At 60.7% G+C, this 15,206-nt stretch carries 13 protein-coding genes and 1 tRNA gene; 10 read left to right on the top strand and 4 right to left on the bottom strand.

Going from position 1 to position 15,206, the window contains the following annotated elements; all coding sequences use genetic code 11:
* Nucleotides 1-105: 105 nt before the first annotated feature.
* A complete protein-coding gene (locus ET524_RS06060) occupies nucleotides 106-2,607 on the top strand; it encodes a hypothetical protein (protein ID WP_129424106.1) in 2,502 nt (833 codons plus the stop codon).
* 97 nt (nucleotides 2,608-2,704) lie between these two features.
* On the opposite strand, the gene ET524_RS12040 is transcribed toward ET524_RS06060, so the two are convergent.
* The gene (locus tag ET524_RS12040; RefSeq protein ID WP_129424108.1) at nucleotides 2,705-3,052 is read right to left on the bottom strand and encodes a winged helix-turn-helix domain-containing protein; all 348 of its coding nucleotides are present in this window, start codon (nucleotides 3,050-3,052) and stop codon (nucleotides 2,705-2,707) included.
* Between the two features lie 29 nt (nucleotides 3,053-3,081).
* Nucleotides 3,082-4,635 carry a threonine synthase gene (thrC, locus tag ET524_RS06070; RefSeq protein WP_129424110.1) on the bottom strand — a complete coding sequence of 518 codons (1,554 nt, stop codon included), beginning with the start codon at nucleotides 4,633-4,635 and terminating at the stop codon, nucleotides 3,082-3,084.
* A 363-nt stretch (nucleotides 4,636-4,998) separates the two neighbouring features.
* Between thrC and ET524_RS06075 the strand changes: the two genes are divergently transcribed.
* From ET524_RS06075 to ET524_RS12175, 9 genes are all read left to right on the top strand, one after another.
* Nucleotides 4,999-5,295 carry a FeoA family protein gene (locus ET524_RS06075; protein WP_201738697.1) on the top strand — a complete coding sequence of 99 codons (297 nt, stop codon included), beginning with the start codon at nucleotides 4,999-5,001 and terminating at the stop codon, nucleotides 5,293-5,295.
* Between the two features lie 118 nt (nucleotides 5,296-5,413).
* Complete coding sequence (locus ET524_RS06080; RefSeq protein WP_129424112.1) at nucleotides 5,414-5,650, top strand: FeoA family protein; 237 nt, start codon at nucleotides 5,414-5,416, stop codon at nucleotides 5,648-5,650.
* 190 nt (nucleotides 5,651-5,840) lie between these two features.
* Nucleotides 5,841-8,435: a ferrous iron transporter B gene (gene feoB, locus ET524_RS06085; protein WP_129424115.1), complete on the top strand. Its 2,595-nt coding sequence runs from the start codon at nucleotides 5,841-5,843 to the stop codon at nucleotides 8,433-8,435.
* Nucleotides 8,436-8,606: 171 nt separating this feature from the next.
* Nucleotides 8,607-8,825 carry a FeoB-associated Cys-rich membrane protein gene (locus tag ET524_RS06090; protein ID WP_201738698.1) on the top strand — a complete coding sequence of 73 codons (219 nt, stop codon included), beginning with the start codon at nucleotides 8,607-8,609 and terminating at the stop codon, nucleotides 8,823-8,825.
* A gap of 426 nt (nucleotides 8,826-9,251) precedes the next feature.
* Nucleotides 9,252-9,632, top strand: a complete 381-nt coding sequence (locus ET524_RS06095; RefSeq protein WP_129424117.1) for a metal-dependent transcriptional regulator — start codon at nucleotides 9,252-9,254, stop codon at nucleotides 9,630-9,632.
* A 185-nt stretch (nucleotides 9,633-9,817) separates the two neighbouring features.
* Nucleotides 9,818-10,837 (top strand): FtsB family cell division protein, encoded by a 1,020-nt coding sequence (locus tag ET524_RS06100; protein WP_129424119.1) that lies wholly within the window; start codon nucleotides 9,818-9,820, stop codon nucleotides 10,835-10,837.
* Nucleotides 10,838-10,851: 14 nt separating this feature from the next.
* Nucleotides 10,852-11,829: a Ppx/GppA phosphatase family protein gene (locus ET524_RS06105; protein ID WP_129424121.1), complete on the top strand. Its 978-nt coding sequence runs from the start codon at nucleotides 10,852-10,854 to the stop codon at nucleotides 11,827-11,829.
* 97 nt (nucleotides 11,830-11,926) lie between these two features.
* Nucleotides 11,927-12,011 (top strand) — tRNA-Leu (locus tag ET524_RS06110).
* Between the two features lie 535 nt (nucleotides 12,012-12,546).
* Nucleotides 12,547-13,158, top strand: a complete 612-nt coding sequence (locus ET524_RS12175) for an IS110 family transposase (protein ID WP_161566614.1) — start codon at nucleotides 12,547-12,549, stop codon at nucleotides 13,156-13,158.
* Here ET524_RS12175 and istB read toward each other — a convergent pair.
* The gene (istB, locus tag ET524_RS06120; protein WP_129423107.1) at nucleotides 13,082-13,870 is read right to left on the bottom strand and encodes an IS21-like element helper ATPase IstB; all 789 of its coding nucleotides are present in this window, start codon (nucleotides 13,868-13,870) and stop codon (nucleotides 13,082-13,084) included. The genes ET524_RS12175 and istB overlap by 77 nt on opposite strands.
* Nucleotides 13,867-15,105 carry an IS21 family transposase gene (gene istA / locus ET524_RS06125; RefSeq protein WP_118449093.1) on the bottom strand — a complete coding sequence of 413 codons (1,239 nt, stop codon included), beginning with the start codon at nucleotides 15,103-15,105 and terminating at the stop codon, nucleotides 13,867-13,869. Before istA ends, istB begins: the two co-directional genes overlap by 4 nt.
* Between the last annotated feature and the right edge of the window lie 101 nt (nucleotides 15,106-15,206).

The raw sequence follows: 15,206 nt of genomic DNA on the forward strand, positions 1-15,206 counted from the left end.
GTGAGGCGTTCGCGTCGTTCGAGGTCAGGGAAACTGCCAGTTTTCAAGCGTAGCCGGTCAAGCGGCCTTGGCGCTAAAGGCACGCAAGCCGCTCAAAGCAAATGCATGACGCGGCGGGCGTTCATCGTGGGAACGGCGGCGATGGCGGGTTTGATGCTTTGGCGGCCTCAAGTTGCATTTGCCGATGAACCCTGGTGGGATGGATCTTTTATTTTCCGAGGTTATGGAAAGTGGTATGAGAATCAATTCTGGAGCGCTATCGGTGTCGTGAAATCGGGCAATGGAGGCGCGCAATCGGGAGCGTTGTACACCGATCGCTGGGTAAGTGCGAAAACGCCTTGGGTTGAATGGGACATATCCTCGAACCAATACCTTCGCACCGCATCGAAAATCACGATGCGGTGCGACTTCACCACGGAGTTGTATTATCACCTTACAGGGGTGCTCGAGATTGCATGCGGCAGTTATAACGGGCGAAATGCTTCGTATAACATGTGGCATGCCGATTCCGGTGACGATACGCGTTTTAGCCTCTATCACGCCGTTGACGATGCTCCGGCAGGTGGGAGGCTGGAAGAGTCGAAAGTTGTGGCTATCGACAACGAAGCTGGAAGCGGCCTCCATAAAGATGGGGCGCAAATATGGACCGACTATCGGCGATATCCGCAAAACTCCTATTCGGTATGGATTCGTCGCTCGTCTCGGGCGGTAAAGCATTCGTTTCAGTTACGTTCATGGTTTTGGAATTACTATTATTTCGGAACCGATTGGTATTTTGACCGGGCAAGCGACCCGCCTATAGGTTATTCAACGAAGTGGATTGACCAGCAGTCGGAGCGAATTTCGATTGCAAGTAACGCCACCTGGGGCAATCGAATCGTGACTGTGGAGTCTGTTGCTTCTAAGGGAAAGTACCTGGAAAGCGCCGACGTCGCTTCTAAAGGCGCAAGATGCCTGGTCTCCTCAACTGTGCCGGCCACGAAACAGCATTGGATACTGTTGGAAAACGAAAATGTCGATGTTGCGGGAACGTATCGATTCGTGCCAGTGGTGTCGACGGATGGAGCTTTCCAGCTTGATCAAAGCGGAGGGGGTCCTACGATGACCGCTTCGGCGGCTCAGCTCTGGAGCGCGGCTGGCAATAAGCTGAATCGGGCCCAGTCGTTTTGGATTCACGGCTCTTCTTCAACGCAATGGGTTTTTGCCGATTGCTCGGGCATGGCTTTGGATTCTGGCGGATCAACGGGGAAAGCCCGCTTCCACTCGAATGGGTATCCGGATAAAGAGTGGAGCAATGCTGCTCACAAATGGCGTATGAGCGACGCGCGTTTTTCCACAGCCGATCAGCGACCGTTCTCGTTACACGGAACGGTGAAAGACGGCTACATGCCTGTCGGTCAATCCGTCACGGTTCCCAATCCGGACAGCACGTTTCGTCCCGGAGGGTCCACGGCCCGCTCGCGAGGAATTCGGCGAACATTCACCTGGGTTGTTTTAGACGACGAGTTTGCCGATGAGGCCTTTCCGGAGATTGTTGGGTCGGCGTATATATCGAAAGCTGGATGGCTTGAAGAACAACCTGGCGTAAACCTTGTGGGCACAACGCAGGGAAGCGGCGCGTTAGCTGGGGTTTCGCTTCGAATCGAAGGAGGTTCGCTTCAGGGAACGGTTTCCGCGCGACTCTCTTCAAACGGCGCGTGGAGGGACGGGGCAACGGCCGGTTCGGCTGCCAACGCTGTATCCCTGTCGCTTCACGGAGCGATATCGCAGCAGTACAGAGTGTTTTACCGGGCGTGCTCGTCGCGGTCGGGATGGGGCTCGTGGACAAGCGAGGGGAAATCGGCTTCCGGCCCTGCTCGCACCATATCGGGAATCCAGGTTCGTTTAGAGCCAAAGGGGATTGCGCAGCAAGGCGAAGCAAGCTCGATTACTCTCGATAAGGCCTGGAGTGGGAAATTCCTCACCTGCATTGTCCGCGCCGAGACTCAGCATCGCGGTATTCCCTATAGGGGTGCTGCGCTGTCTTATGCGGTTCAGGTTGGAAAGCCCGTGGTCCTTGTCTCTTATGTTGTCGATGATGATTCGTCGCCTTGCTATGAGGAAAGAGTTGAGGTCGGCACGTCGTACAGCACGCCGGCGGCGGCGTTAGAAGCGGGAAGGAAGCAAGGTTGCTCTGACTTCGACGGTTGGTATGTAGACAAATCCTGCGAAATGCTGTTTGAGGATGGGTCCTGCTTGCAGGGAAAAAGGTTGACGCTGTACGGTCGCAACATCGCAACAGTCGAATACGCGCTTACCGATGATACGAAGCGACTGCTAGAAGAGCGCGAATGCTTTGTGGACGAATCGATGACGCAGGAGGCGACTGCTATTTGGTTGGTGCCTGCAAGTGAAACGGTGCGATACGGAACCCGATTGAGATTCAGGCGCCTACCAAGCATGTGGTACGAAGATCGAGGTCGTACGCGAGAGACAACGAACGTACCAGGGGTGTTTCTGGATGCGGGCGAAAGTTCGGCGCCGGCGGAAACGTTGAAAGTGACAGGTGATGCAACCCTGTATCTGGCATGGCGGCCGCCTCATTATGAAGGCATTGCCGTATCGTAGCCCTCTGCATTGCAGAAGCCGGCACTGTGGTCTGCTTCTGCGCAGAAAAAGAGCCTTCACGACATGCGTAAAGGCTCTCAACAAACAAGTATGTGCTCTAACGCTTAAGCGCCTCTTGGAACCGCCTTTCGGCTTCCGCTTGCAAATCGGATTCGATTGCCTGGTATGCCTCAAGGATGCGCTCGCAGTCTTCGGTAAGCTGGCTGCCGTGTGCTCCGTTGCGGTACAGCAGCTGTACGTCAAGCGCGGCTTCGGTATCTTTGATGATGCGCCATGCTTTGCTATAGGCCATGCCCATGCCTTTTGCCGCGGCGTTCAAAGATCCCGTTTCGCGAACACCAAGGCACAGACTTGCGATGCCTCGTCCGAAAACCGAGTTGCTGTCTGTTTCGGGGTTGCCGACCGACAACCTGATTATCGGTTTGAGTCGCGTGAGTTTGCTCATGCGTTTACCTCCCTTTCTGGCAGGTGAATCTATTGCTGCAAAGCTGCCAAGAATTGCTCCGTGGCATGCTCGATATCAGCCGTGGTTCCGTCGATGACCTCGGTGAAGCGGATGGGCAGCTCGTCGAGCTCGGCCAAGCCGCGCGGCACGTCGTGATGGCCAGATTCCTGCGCTACCAGTTCATTGAGTTGGCAGCCGGAAAGCGCCTCGACGTCTGCGGGCAGCGGTTCACCAGGCTCCATGTCGTGCAGCGCGCGGTAGACGTTGTTGCCGAACTTCGCCCAATGGGCCGTGCTTGCGATAAGCACGGGGTTTTCGCCGCGCAGGTTCTGCGCTGCGCGGTACGCAACGGCGGTGTGAGGATCAAGCAGGTAGTCGTGCTTGTCGAGCACCTCTTTGATGGTGCGCAGGCATTCGCTGTTGTCGACGCTGTCGGCGGCGAAGTGCTCGCGCACGCGCTTGAACGTTTCCTCATCAACGCGGAAGCGACGCTTCGTCTTCAGGTCGGACATCCATTCGGCAATGGCTTGCGCGTTGCGGTCCGTCAGTTCGAACAGCTGTCGCTCCAGGTTGGAGCTGACCAGGATGTCCATGGAGGGAGAGGGCGTCAGCACGAACGGGCGGTCGGACACGTCGTAGGTACCGGTATTGATGAAGTCGGTGAGCACGCGGTTTTCGTTGCTGGCGCACAGCAGCATGTCGATGGGGGTGCCCATGCGCTTGGCGTAATACGCGGCCAGGATGTTGCCGAAGTTGCCGGTGGGCACGCACACGTCAAGCGGGTCGCCGGCCGAAAGCTTGCCGTCGGCAACAAGCTGCGCGTAAGCGGAAACGTAGTACACGACCTGTGGCAACAGGCGGCCCCAGTTAATGGAGTTCGCGCTTGAAAGCGACATGCCGTGTTCGGCAAGCAGCTTTGCGGCGAACTTCTCGTCGCCGAAGACGTTCTTCGCGCCCGTTTGGCAGTCGTCGAAGTTGCCGCGCACGCCCCACACATTGACGTTGCCGCCGCGCTGCGTTGCCATCTGGCGGTACTGGATATCGCTGACGCCGCCATCGGGGTACATAACCGAGATGCTGACATGGTCAAGGTCGCGGAATCCTTCGAGCGCCGCCTTGCCGGTGTCGCCCGACGTGGCAACCAGGATAAGGAAGTCGTGGTCAAGGCGGCCTTGCTCGCGCAGCTGCGAGGCGGAGGCGCTGAAGAAGCGCGGCAGGCACTGCAGCGCCATGTCCTTAAACGCGCTGGTAGGGCCATGCCACAGTTCAAGCACGTGGGTGTTGGCGTCAAGCGACGTGATGGGACAGATGCGCTCATCGTCGAAGTTGCTGCCGTATGCCTGGCCCATAAGCTCGTCGATGGTCTGCGCCGGCAGGTTCACACCGAAAGCGCGATAGATGCTGGCCGCGCGCTGAGCGTAAGGAAGCTTGGCAAGCGCACAGATATCGTCGATGGTCAGTTGGGGAATGTTCATGGGGACGTACAAGCCGCCGCCATCGGCAAGGCCGTTGATAACAGCTTCCGTGAACTCGACGGGTTCGGTAACGCATCCGCGCGTGTCGATGTAGCGATTGTCTTCCATGGGCTTTAGGCTTTCTCCGTTTTAGGGGCGAACAAGATTATTCATCTATAGCATACTATTTCCAAGTAAGTACAGATGGAAGAACGTTTTGGGACTCTTCACGCAAACGGCAGTGGATGCGGGATAGAGGGCGCAGGACGGGTGCGCTTTTGGGACGCGCGCTGCGTTTGGAGGGGCGGTGCGTCGCGGATAAGCGGCTAGCTTGGCCGGCTGGGACCCAGGCGTAAAAACGTGAAGTTATTGTGGTGAAACACTGAAAAATTACCCTAGGCGCACAAAAAAGTTGCTCAACGGTTCCATTTTAAGTCAAACAGGTATAACATCATTACGTTCTACAAGGTTAACTCATGACGGGAGTGCAACATGGAGAGTGTGATGGCAGCTGCTGCGCAAGGTGCGGCAAACGCTGATTCCGTGTCCGGCGTGTCCGTTCAGCAGATGCCGCTGTCTTTCTTGAAAGAAGGCGAAGCGGCACGCGTGGTGAAGGTGCGCGGCAGGGGAGATTTGCAGCATCACCTGGAGAATCTCGGCTTCGTGGAAGGTGCCGAGGTCAAGGTTGTTTCCGGTGTTGCCGGCGATTTGATCGTGTCGGTGAAAGGCGCGCAGGTGGCTATCGGCCGTCAGGCTGCAGCCCATATCATCACCACCGCTGGCGTATAAAGGCGCCGCAATCATTTTGGCGAACCTGGCCGCAGGTACACCTGCGGCCATTCGCGTGGCCGCATGCGGTCACGTACGAAGTTAGATGCAACTAAGAGAGAAGAGAGGAGAAAGCTTCATGGCTGAGGTTCAGGGCAAAACGCTGCGCGACGTGAAGATCGGCGAATCCGCAACGGTGCGACGCCTTACCGGCGAGGGCGCGCTGAAGCGCCACATCATGGACATGGGCATCACGAAAGGCGTCGAGGTGTTCGTGCGCAAGGTTGCGCCGCTTGGCGATCCCATCGAAGTGACCGTCCGCGGTTACGAGCTGTCGCTGCGCAAAAGCGAAGCGGAAAGCATCCTCGTCAACTAGTGCGCAAGCTGGCGTGTACAGCCGGCGCATGAGTTGACGATGATTCGGGCGCACGTGTGCCATTTTTTAAGGAATTGAGTTACCATTTGCTAACTCAAAATGGCCTCTGACCTGGGGTGATATTTGTTACCGAAGGGTAATGGATAGCCCCGGAAAACAAGCGAGGCCGCACATACACGAAAGGTTGAACATGGGAATCTGCATTGCGCTTGCCGGCAACCCGAACTGCGGCAAGACGACGATGTTCAACGACCTGACCGGCGCCAACCAATACGTTGGCAACTGGCCGGGCGTTACCGTCGAGAAGAAAGAGGGCAAGTACACGCGCGACAAGGACGTGACCATCACGGACTTGCCGGGCATCTACTCGCTGTCTCCGTATTCGCCCGAGGAAATCGTGGCGCGCGACTACCTGCTTGAGGGCGGCCCCGATGCCGTCATCAACTTGATCGACGCAACGAACCTTGAGCGCAACCTGTACCTGACCAGCCAGATCCTGAACCTGGGCGTGCCGGTTGTCATCGCGCTGAACATGATGGACCTGGTGGAGAAAAACGGCGACAAGATCGACGTTGCCGGCCTGTCCAAAGAGCTCGGCTGCCCCATCGTCCCCACGTCGGCCTTGAAGGGTCGCGGCATGGAAGACGTCGTGAAGGCCGCCATCGACGCTGCGAAGGGCAACAAGGTTCCCGCCACGCAGATGAAGTTCGACGCCGCCGTCGAGGAAGCGCTCACGAAGATCGAAGGCGTTCTGGGCAACAAGGTGCCCGCGGCCGCTGCACGCTGGTACGCCATTAAGCTGTTCGAGGCCGAAGACAAAACCATCACCGATCTCAAGCTTCCCAAGGCTGACCTTGACGCCATCGCGGCCATCCGCGAATCCATCGAGGACAAGTTCGACGACGATGCCGAGTCCATCGTCACGGCCGAGCGCTACAACGCCATCAGCCACGTCATCGACAAGACGGTCAAGCGCACGCGCACGGGTCTGACCACGTCGCAGAAGATCGACCGCGTTGTGACGAACCGTTGGCTTGGCCTGCCCATCTTCATCGTCATCATGTTCTTTGTCTACTGGCTGGCGGTTTCCGTCGGCGGCGGCGTGGTGACCGACTGGGCCAACGACGGCATTTCCGGCGACGGCTGGCTCTACACCGGCGGCGCCGCTTACGAGGAAGCAACCGCGGAGTACGAGGATGCGCACTCCCAGGTTGTCGCCTACGTCGAGAACATCCTGGGCGTTGACGAAGAGTCCGAGCTTCCCTCCGATGAATCGCAGGAAGTGCTTGACGCGCTGGCCGCTGAAGAGCCCGAAGCTCCCGAGGACGATGCCGACGCAGATGCCGTGGCCGATTACGAAGACGCCATGGCCGAGTACGAGGATGCTCAGGCGCTTGTAGCCGACTTCGACGAGCAGGCCGAGTCTACTCACGCTGTGGCAACCATGGAGGTTGAGGACGAGGACGGCAACGTCGAGGAGCAGCAGATTACCTTCGCCGACTACCAGAAGGCGCTTGAGGTAGAAGAGCCCGATCCTTCTGATGGCACGTGGGGCCTGTGGATCCCCGGTCTTGGCGCCATCATCGGGAACGCCATGGAGGCTGCCGACGTGGCCCCGTGGCTGCAGTCGCTCGTCAACGACGGCATCGTAGCCGGCGTCGGCGCGGTCATCGGCTTCATCCCCCAGATGGTCATCCTGTTCCTGCTGCTCGGCATCCTTGAGCTGTGCGGCTACATGTCCCGCGTCGCGTTCATCATGGACCGCATCTTCCGTAAGTTCGGTCTGTCCGGCAAGTCGTTCATCCCGATGCTCATCGCTTCCGGCTGCGGCGTGCCTGCCGTCATGTCCACGAAGACCATCGAGAACGAGATGGATCGTCGCATGACCATCATGACCACCACCATGATTCCCTGCGGCGCCAAGATGCCCATCATCGCGCTGGTGTTCGGCGCGCTGGCATCCGGCGACTCCTCTGCCACCTGGTATGTTGCACCGCTGTTCTACTTCCTGGGTGTCATCGCCATCATCATCTCCGGCATCATGCTGAAGAAGACGAAGCTGTTCGCGGGCGAAACCACGCCGTTCGTTATGGAGCTGCCCGAGTACCACATGCCTACCGTGAAGTCCATCCTGCTGTCCATGTGGGAGCGCGTGAAGGGCTACATCATCAAGGCTGGTACCATCATCTTCCTGTCCACCATCGTCATCTGGTTCCTCATGAACTTCGGCGATGCGGGCTCTGGCTTCGGCTTGCTTGACGCCGACGAGCCCGATTACATGGACTACAGCCTGATGGCGGGCCTCGGCAACCTGCTTGCTTGGATCTTCGCGCCGCTGGGCTTCGACAACTGGCAGGCAACCGCTACCGCCGTCACCGGCCTGGTTGCTAAGGAGAACGTCGTTGCTACCGTCGGCATCATCACGCAGCTTGCCGATTACGGCGAGGCTGACCCGCAGCTGTGGTTCGGCTTCCTGCAGATGCTCGGCGCTTCGAAGGCCGCGGTCGTTGCGTTCTGCGCCTTCAACCTGCTGTGCGCTCCGTGCTTCGCTGCTATGGGCACCATTCGCCAGCAGCAGAACAACGCGAAGTGGTTCTGGATCACCATCGGCTACATGTGCGGCTTCGCTTGGTGTGTCGGCACGATGCTGTACCAGTTCGTGGGCTTGGCAACGGGCGAGGTGAGCTTCAACGTGTTCACCGTTGTGGCCATCGTCATTGCCGCAGCCATGCTGTTCCAGCTGTTCCGTCCCATGCCCAAGCGCAAGGAAGAGCAGTCGAAGTAAGTGCCGATGTTGCAATGTCAACCATGTGCTACTGATGTTGTGACCTCATGAAACGTTTGTGCGGGACGCTGCCTTTCCGGTGGCGTCCCGCCTGTATTCGCGCTACCATGTGCGCAAAACGCAACGCGTGCGCAAAGCCGTGCGCGCAACCGAAAGAAAAGGAGGCAGGCAGTGATTTTCGGATTGGAATTCACGCCGTCTACCGTGGTTGTCCTTGCCATCGTCGTGGCGTGGGCCGTGTGGGCCGTGCGCCGCTTGTGGCGCAACGGCATGTGCGACAGCCACGCCGATAGCCCGCGCGGGTGCTCGGGCGGCTGCGGTGGGTGCGCCGGATGCGGTGCCGCGGCGCGCATGGCGGCCGACATGCAGAAAGTGGTTGGAACGAAATAGGGAAGGGCGCGCTGCGTTTGCGCGTCATCTACCGACCTGATCAGCAAGGGAGGGCTGGCATTGTGCCGGCCCTCCCTTGCCTTATGTTCTGGAAAGCGAAAAAGAAGCTAAGGAAAACTTTTTAGAAAAAGTTATTGACGGTTTACTCAAGTTACCCTATACTGACAAATGTCAGCGGTAAGCAATCCCCCCCCCAAGCGAACCGCTGGTCTCCTCTCTTCTTGCTGACCCGGTGGTGAAGCTCCTCTCGTCTGGCTATCACCACATCAGCTTGCCAGCGAGGGCCTTCTACCCCCCTCTCCGCCCTCGCTGGCTCCTCTCCTTTTCATCCTCTCATCGCGCTAAAACGGCCCGTCCGTTGCTTTTCGGTGACGTGTTGCATCGCTGTGGTACTATGAAAACCACGTATGAAGAAAGGAGGGGCCAATGGAAAAGATGTCCAAGTCGCACGAAGATTATCTTGAGGCCATCGTCATGCTCGGAGGCACGACGGAAGTGTCTGTTCGCTCGGTCGACATCGCCAACAAAATGGGCGTTTCCAAGGCTTCCGTGAATAAGGCAGTTACCGCGCTGAAAGAGAAAGCGCTTGCTGAGCAGCCGTATTATGGCGATGTGACGTTGACCGAGGCGGGCTATGCGTATGGCACCGCTGTGTACGATCGCCATCGCATGCTTTCGAAGTTCTTGAACAAGGAGCTGGGCATTCCCGAGGATGTTGCCGAGCAGGAGGCATGCCTTATGGAGCACGCCATCAGCGACGAGTCGTTCGAGAAATGGAGAGCTTATATTAAAAAGCTCGACCTGTAGCGCGCAGCTTCAAGTCGCATTTCGAAAAGCCACTGATAAACCCGCTCGTTTTCTCGTGAAGGCAAGCGGGTTTTCTGCTCTGGTGAGCGCAACGCGCACCGGCTTGGTGTGGTATCCTCTCAGTTGCTTCTAGCACGAATCACACTACGAAAACGAACCAGATCCGCTAAGGGGCGATATCTTACATGTCGAGGCAAGCTCATATCCTCTCGTTTGACGATGTCAGGCGGGAAAACACCCGCTACTCTTCCACGCCGGTCCGCGCGCATCGCGCCTCTGATGACCCGGCGCAAACCGAGCGTGCGCCTCGTCGTCAAAACTCTCCGCTGCTGTCGTATCTTTCCGATGATTCGTTTGCCTACGATCCGTACGAGGATAGTGCGTACGGTCGCGAGCGCAACGGATCGCGTCGCCGTTCCCGCCCGCAGCAGGCGCCTGAGCGCACCCGCCGCGCATCGGACGGACGTCGTGCGGCTGCGTCGTCGCGCGCCGAGCGTAACACCGCACGCGCGAAGCGCGCCGAAAGCACCCGTGTAGAAGCCGATCAGGCCAACGAAGAGTTCGAACAGCGCACCATAACGGCCGCCGATCGCCGCCGCGCGAAGGCCAAGGCGAAAGTGAAGGCCAAGGCCGAGCGCGCGTATGCCAAACAGTTCGGCTCCGATGCGCCGTCGGGCGAAGATGGCCCGCGCGCTGCGGTGTACAAAGGCCAGATGGGCGCAAGCCAGCGCCGAGCTCAGCGCATGCAAGAAGGGGAGGGCACGCCGTCGGCAAATCGCCGCAAGGCTGGGTTCTCGCTTGCATCGCTGTCGGGCATCGCGCAGACGCGCGGCTTCATGGTCGGTGCCGTTGTGGCGGCGTGCCTTGTGCTGTCGTTTATGTTCCTGTACGGGCCGGCGCAGCAATACTATTGCAGCGTTCGCGACCACGATAAGCTTGCAATCGAATATGCCGCGCTTTCCGATCGCAATAACGCGCTGCAAACCGATGTCGATTCGCTGCAAACCGACGCCGGCATCGAGCAGCGCGCTCACGATCAGCTCGGTTGGGTGAAACAGGGCGAGGAATCGGCAAAGGTGCGCGGCCTTGACCTGGACAATCAGGATCAAGGTACGGGAGTTATCGCCAACATCTCCTCCGACAGCATCCAGGCGCCTACCACGTGGTATTCGCCGGTGCTCGACGTCGTGTTCGGCTATAAATAGGTAAGCGGGGACTTATGGGCTGCGAATCGGGAATGCAGGCATCGTATCGACCGGCGCGCTATGCGGCTATCGATATCGGAACGGTCACGTGTCGCATGCTGGTGGCCGATGTCGACGCGCAGGGCCACCTGTCCGAGCTTGATCGCGAATACGCCATTGCAAACCTTGGCGAAGGCGTCGACGCCACGGGTGTGCTCAAACCCCAGGCAATCCAGCGTGTCGTTGACATCGTGGACGGCTATTGCCGCGTGCGCGACGGGTTTTCGGGCTCTGAGCATGGTGCCATCGAAACCGTGGCGGTGGCCACGTCGGCGTCGCGCGATGCGAAAAACGCCGACGAGTTCGCAGGTGCGCTGCAGGGCGTCGGTGTGAAGCTTTCCGTCATTCCTGGTGAAAAGGAAGCGGCGCTGTCGTTTTCCGGCGCATCGTGCGATTTCGCTGGCGAAAACCTTATGGTCGTGGACATCGGCGGTGGCTCGACGGAAGTGGTCGTCGGCCGTGCGGGGCAGGCGCCTGTGTGGGCGCGTTCGTTCAACATCGGGTGTCGCCGCGTCACCGAAAAATTTATCCACCACGATGTCCCGACGCAGCAAGAGCTTGATCAGGCGCGCGCGTGGATTCGCGAAGGCATGACCGCAAAATTCAGCGAGCTGCGCAAAACGGGCTTCGAGCTTTCGCGACTTGTTGCCGTTGCCGGCACCGCAACAACGGTGGTTGCCGTGCGCGACAAGATGGGCGTGTACGATTCCGCGAAGGTGCATAAGGCGTACGTTTCGCGCGCCGAGCTTGACGCGCAGTTCAAGCAGTTGGCGAACATGCCGCTTGAGCAGCGCCAAAGCGTTGTGGGGCTTGACCCGGGCCGTGCGCCTATCATTGTGGCGGGGCTGCTGATCATGCAGACCGTGCTTGATTTGGCGGGCATGGGCGGTTTCACGGTCAGCGAAACGGATATTTTGCATGGCATCATCTTGGATGCGGCGCGCATCTCGTAGCGCTTTTGGATTCGCGGGAAGGAAAACGGGCACCGGCCCGTTTTCTGGTATTATGGCAACGCTATCGTTTCTGCGCCGCATCGGCGCACATTCAAACGGGGGCGTGGCGGAATTGGCATACGCAGCGGACTTAAAATCCGCCGCCGCAAGGCTTGTGGGTTCGAGTCCCACCGCCCCTACCAGGTCATTTAACATTTCGAGTACAGCGTACCTATGAGGTAGGCGGTGGGACTCGAACCGCGAGGTGGAAAACCGCAAAGAGACGACATGCCAGTGACATGTCGTCACGCCAGTGGCGCATTTTTAGGTTTCGCCCGACTGAGCTTGCGAAGGAGGGGTAGGCGTTCGCTTGCGAACGCATGAGTCCCACCGCCCCTACCAGGTTTTTTGCAAACCAGGCACCGTGTACGGTGTGTTTCGTAGCGTCAAGCGAAAGCGCTGATACTGAATAAGGGTCTTCCCCCGCCGACGGGCGGGGCGGAGAATCCAGGTATGGCGCGGGGCGGTGACCCAAGCGAAAGCTGCCGCCCGCAGGGGCTGGCCTCGTCGAGAACCGTCCCGCCCCGCGCCGCGGATCCGGCGGCCGCGCATGACCTGATAGGAGCATGGGCGCGGACGCAGGGGCCCGGACGCCCCTATTGTACGCCTCCCGACAGCGCATTGTCTGCAAGGCCGCCGGCCCGGACGGTGAACACGCAATCGGAAAGGCGGCGCGCGATGGTTGAATCTGGGAATGCGGCGGCGGGGGTCGACACGCACAAGCGGGCCCACGCCCTGGCGGTGGTCGACGCGGCGGGCGGGACGGTCTTCGAGGGGGTGTTCCCCGCCGACGCGGCCGGCTACGACGAGCTGGCCCGGGCGATAGGCCCGGCCGGGGGCTGCGGGCCGGTCGGCGTCGAGGGCACCTCGTCGTACGGCGCCGGCCTCGCGCGGCGCCTGGCCGAGCTGGGCTACGAGGTGGTCGAGGTCCTGCGGCCCGGCAGGCCGCGCAGGCGCCCCGGCCAGGACAAGAACGACCTGGCCGACGCGGCGAGGGCGGCCAGGCGGGCCCTCTCGCGCGAGGGCTGCTCGGTCCCGAAGGCCGGGGCCTGCTGGGCCGAGCGCCTGCGCTGCCTGGAGGTGGCCCGCGAGCAGCTCACGAGGGCGGTGTTAGCGTCAATATATTTTTCACCATTTTCACCAACGTATTTTCGCCAATCGCGCCAACGCGGATGCGCCGGATTCGCCAACGCTGATGCGCCGCTTCCGGCGTCTAGGCGCCCTCCTCCTTCCCGTCCTCACCGCCGATGGATACGTCCTTCAGGCGATATGACCGTCCCGTTATCTTGATCATCGCGCAATGGTGGCAAAGCCTGTCGGCCACCGCCGAGGCCGTGACGTTGCTGCCGAACACGTCGCCCCACCTGCCCACCGGCACGTTGGTCGTGACGATGGTCGACCGCTTGAGCGCGTAGCGCCTGTTGACCAGCTGGAACAGCAGGTCGGCGCCCTCCTTGCCGATGTCGAGGTAGCCGAGCTCGTCTATTATCAGCAGGCTGCAGTGCTCGTAGAACCGCATCCTGCGCGCCAGCGCCTCCTTCGCCGAGGCGTGCTTGAGGTCCTCGACCAGCCTCGAGCAGTCGGCGAAGTACACCTGCTTGCGGGCCATCACCGCCTCGTGGCCTATGGCTATCGACAGGTGGGTCTTGCCGACGCCCGGGCTGCCGACGAGCACGACGTTGTCGCCGCGGTCGATGAACTCGAGCGTGGCCAGCTGCTCGACCAGCCCGCGCGGCACGCTCGGCTGGAAGCCCCAGTCGAAGTCGGCCAGCGTCTTTATGTAGGGGAAGTTGGCCATCCTCGTGCGGCGCTCGTCGTCGGCGCGCCGCTTGAGGGCTATCTGGGCGTCGGTGAGCTCGAGCATGGCGTCGACCAGGCTCTTCCTCCCGTCGGCGACGAGCCTGACGTACTCGGGCACCGACGACGCCATGCCCTCGAGCCCCAGCTCCTCGAGGTTGGCCGCCAGGCGGTTGAGGGGGCTGGCCTGCACGGCGGCGCTCACAGCGAGCCCCCTATCGAGTCGAGCAGGCCGAGGTTGGCCGCGGCGGCCGCCTCGATGTCGCCGGCGGCGTCGCCGAACCACCGCTTGCCGGCCATGGCCTCGGCGTAGTGCGCCGGGTCGTAGGCCGGCCCGCCCGCCACGTGCGTCGCCACCAGCTCGCCGCCGACGTAGCAGTCCATCGCGCCGCCGGGCATGCAGACGATGCGGGCGGGCCTGCCGATGCAGCGCCTGGGCACCGACATGGGCTCGCCGTGCGCGCTCACCAGCATCGTGGCCGGCACCCTGGCCACGCGCACCACGTCGCCCATCGCCTCCTCGAGGGCGCGCAGGTTGCCGACGGGCAGCAGCGCGTCCTTCTCCTCCATGAACAGCGCGGAGGGCGGCAGCCCCGTGGTCTCGTTGGGCTCGGAGTTGCTGGCGTCCTCGATCCGCGCGACGATCTCGTCGATATCGTCCCAGCCGTCGAAGTCGCCCTGGTAGGCCATGAGCCGCGACAGGAAGCGGTTCGACGACTCGACCTTGCCCTTCGTCTGGGGGCTGCGCGGGCGGCACAGCTTCAGCTCGAAGCCGGCGGCCTTGGCGAACTCGTATGCGCGCTGGACCTTGAGGCGCCTGCCGCCCTTGATCGTCACCAGGGCGGACATGTTGTCCGTGACCCACTCGCGCGGCACGCCGCCGAGCCTCGCGATCGTGGCGTACATGCACCTGACCAGGTCGTCGGTCGTCCTGGTCCTCGACCGGATGAATATGTGCCTGCGGGAATGGCCCAGCGTCGCCGCGAACACGTTGAACTCGAACAGCTCGCCGTCGCGGTTTGCCATCTTGACGGACTCCTTCCAGTCGAACTGCAGCTGCAGTCCGGGCGGCGTCTCGAAGCGCGGGTGCGGCTCCGGGCCCCCGGAGGCCCCGACGGCGATGCCGTTCTTGCGCATGAACTGGGTGAAGGCGTTGTAGCCGGCCAGGTCCTCGCCGGGATACCTGTGCAGCAGCCACTCGTGGATGCCCTTCTTGGTGACTCCCGGCAGTTGCGCCTTGGCTGCCACCTCCTCGATGTGCGCGTCGAACGAGCCCGCCCTGTCGCCGCGCCCGTCGTGGGGCCGCCCGCCCTCGGCCCTCCAGTACGACGCCACGGTGTGCCTGTCCTTGCCGTAGCGCTTCGCTATGTCGCTGAAGTTGGGCTTTATGCCCGCTTCCCTGTACATGTCCAACTCTCCGATCAGGTTCTTCTCCGCCACGGCCCGCTCCTCCCGAAAGCATCGTTCGCTCGTCGATCGAAGCGTAAGTCCCGGCGTTGGTGGAAATGGTGAAAATGCGTTGGCGCAAATGGCGGGATTGC

This window comes from Senegalimassilia faecalis, assembly GCF_004135645.1.
Taxonomy (GTDB): domain Bacteria; phylum Actinomycetota; class Coriobacteriia; order Coriobacteriales; family Eggerthellaceae; genus Senegalimassilia; species Senegalimassilia faecalis.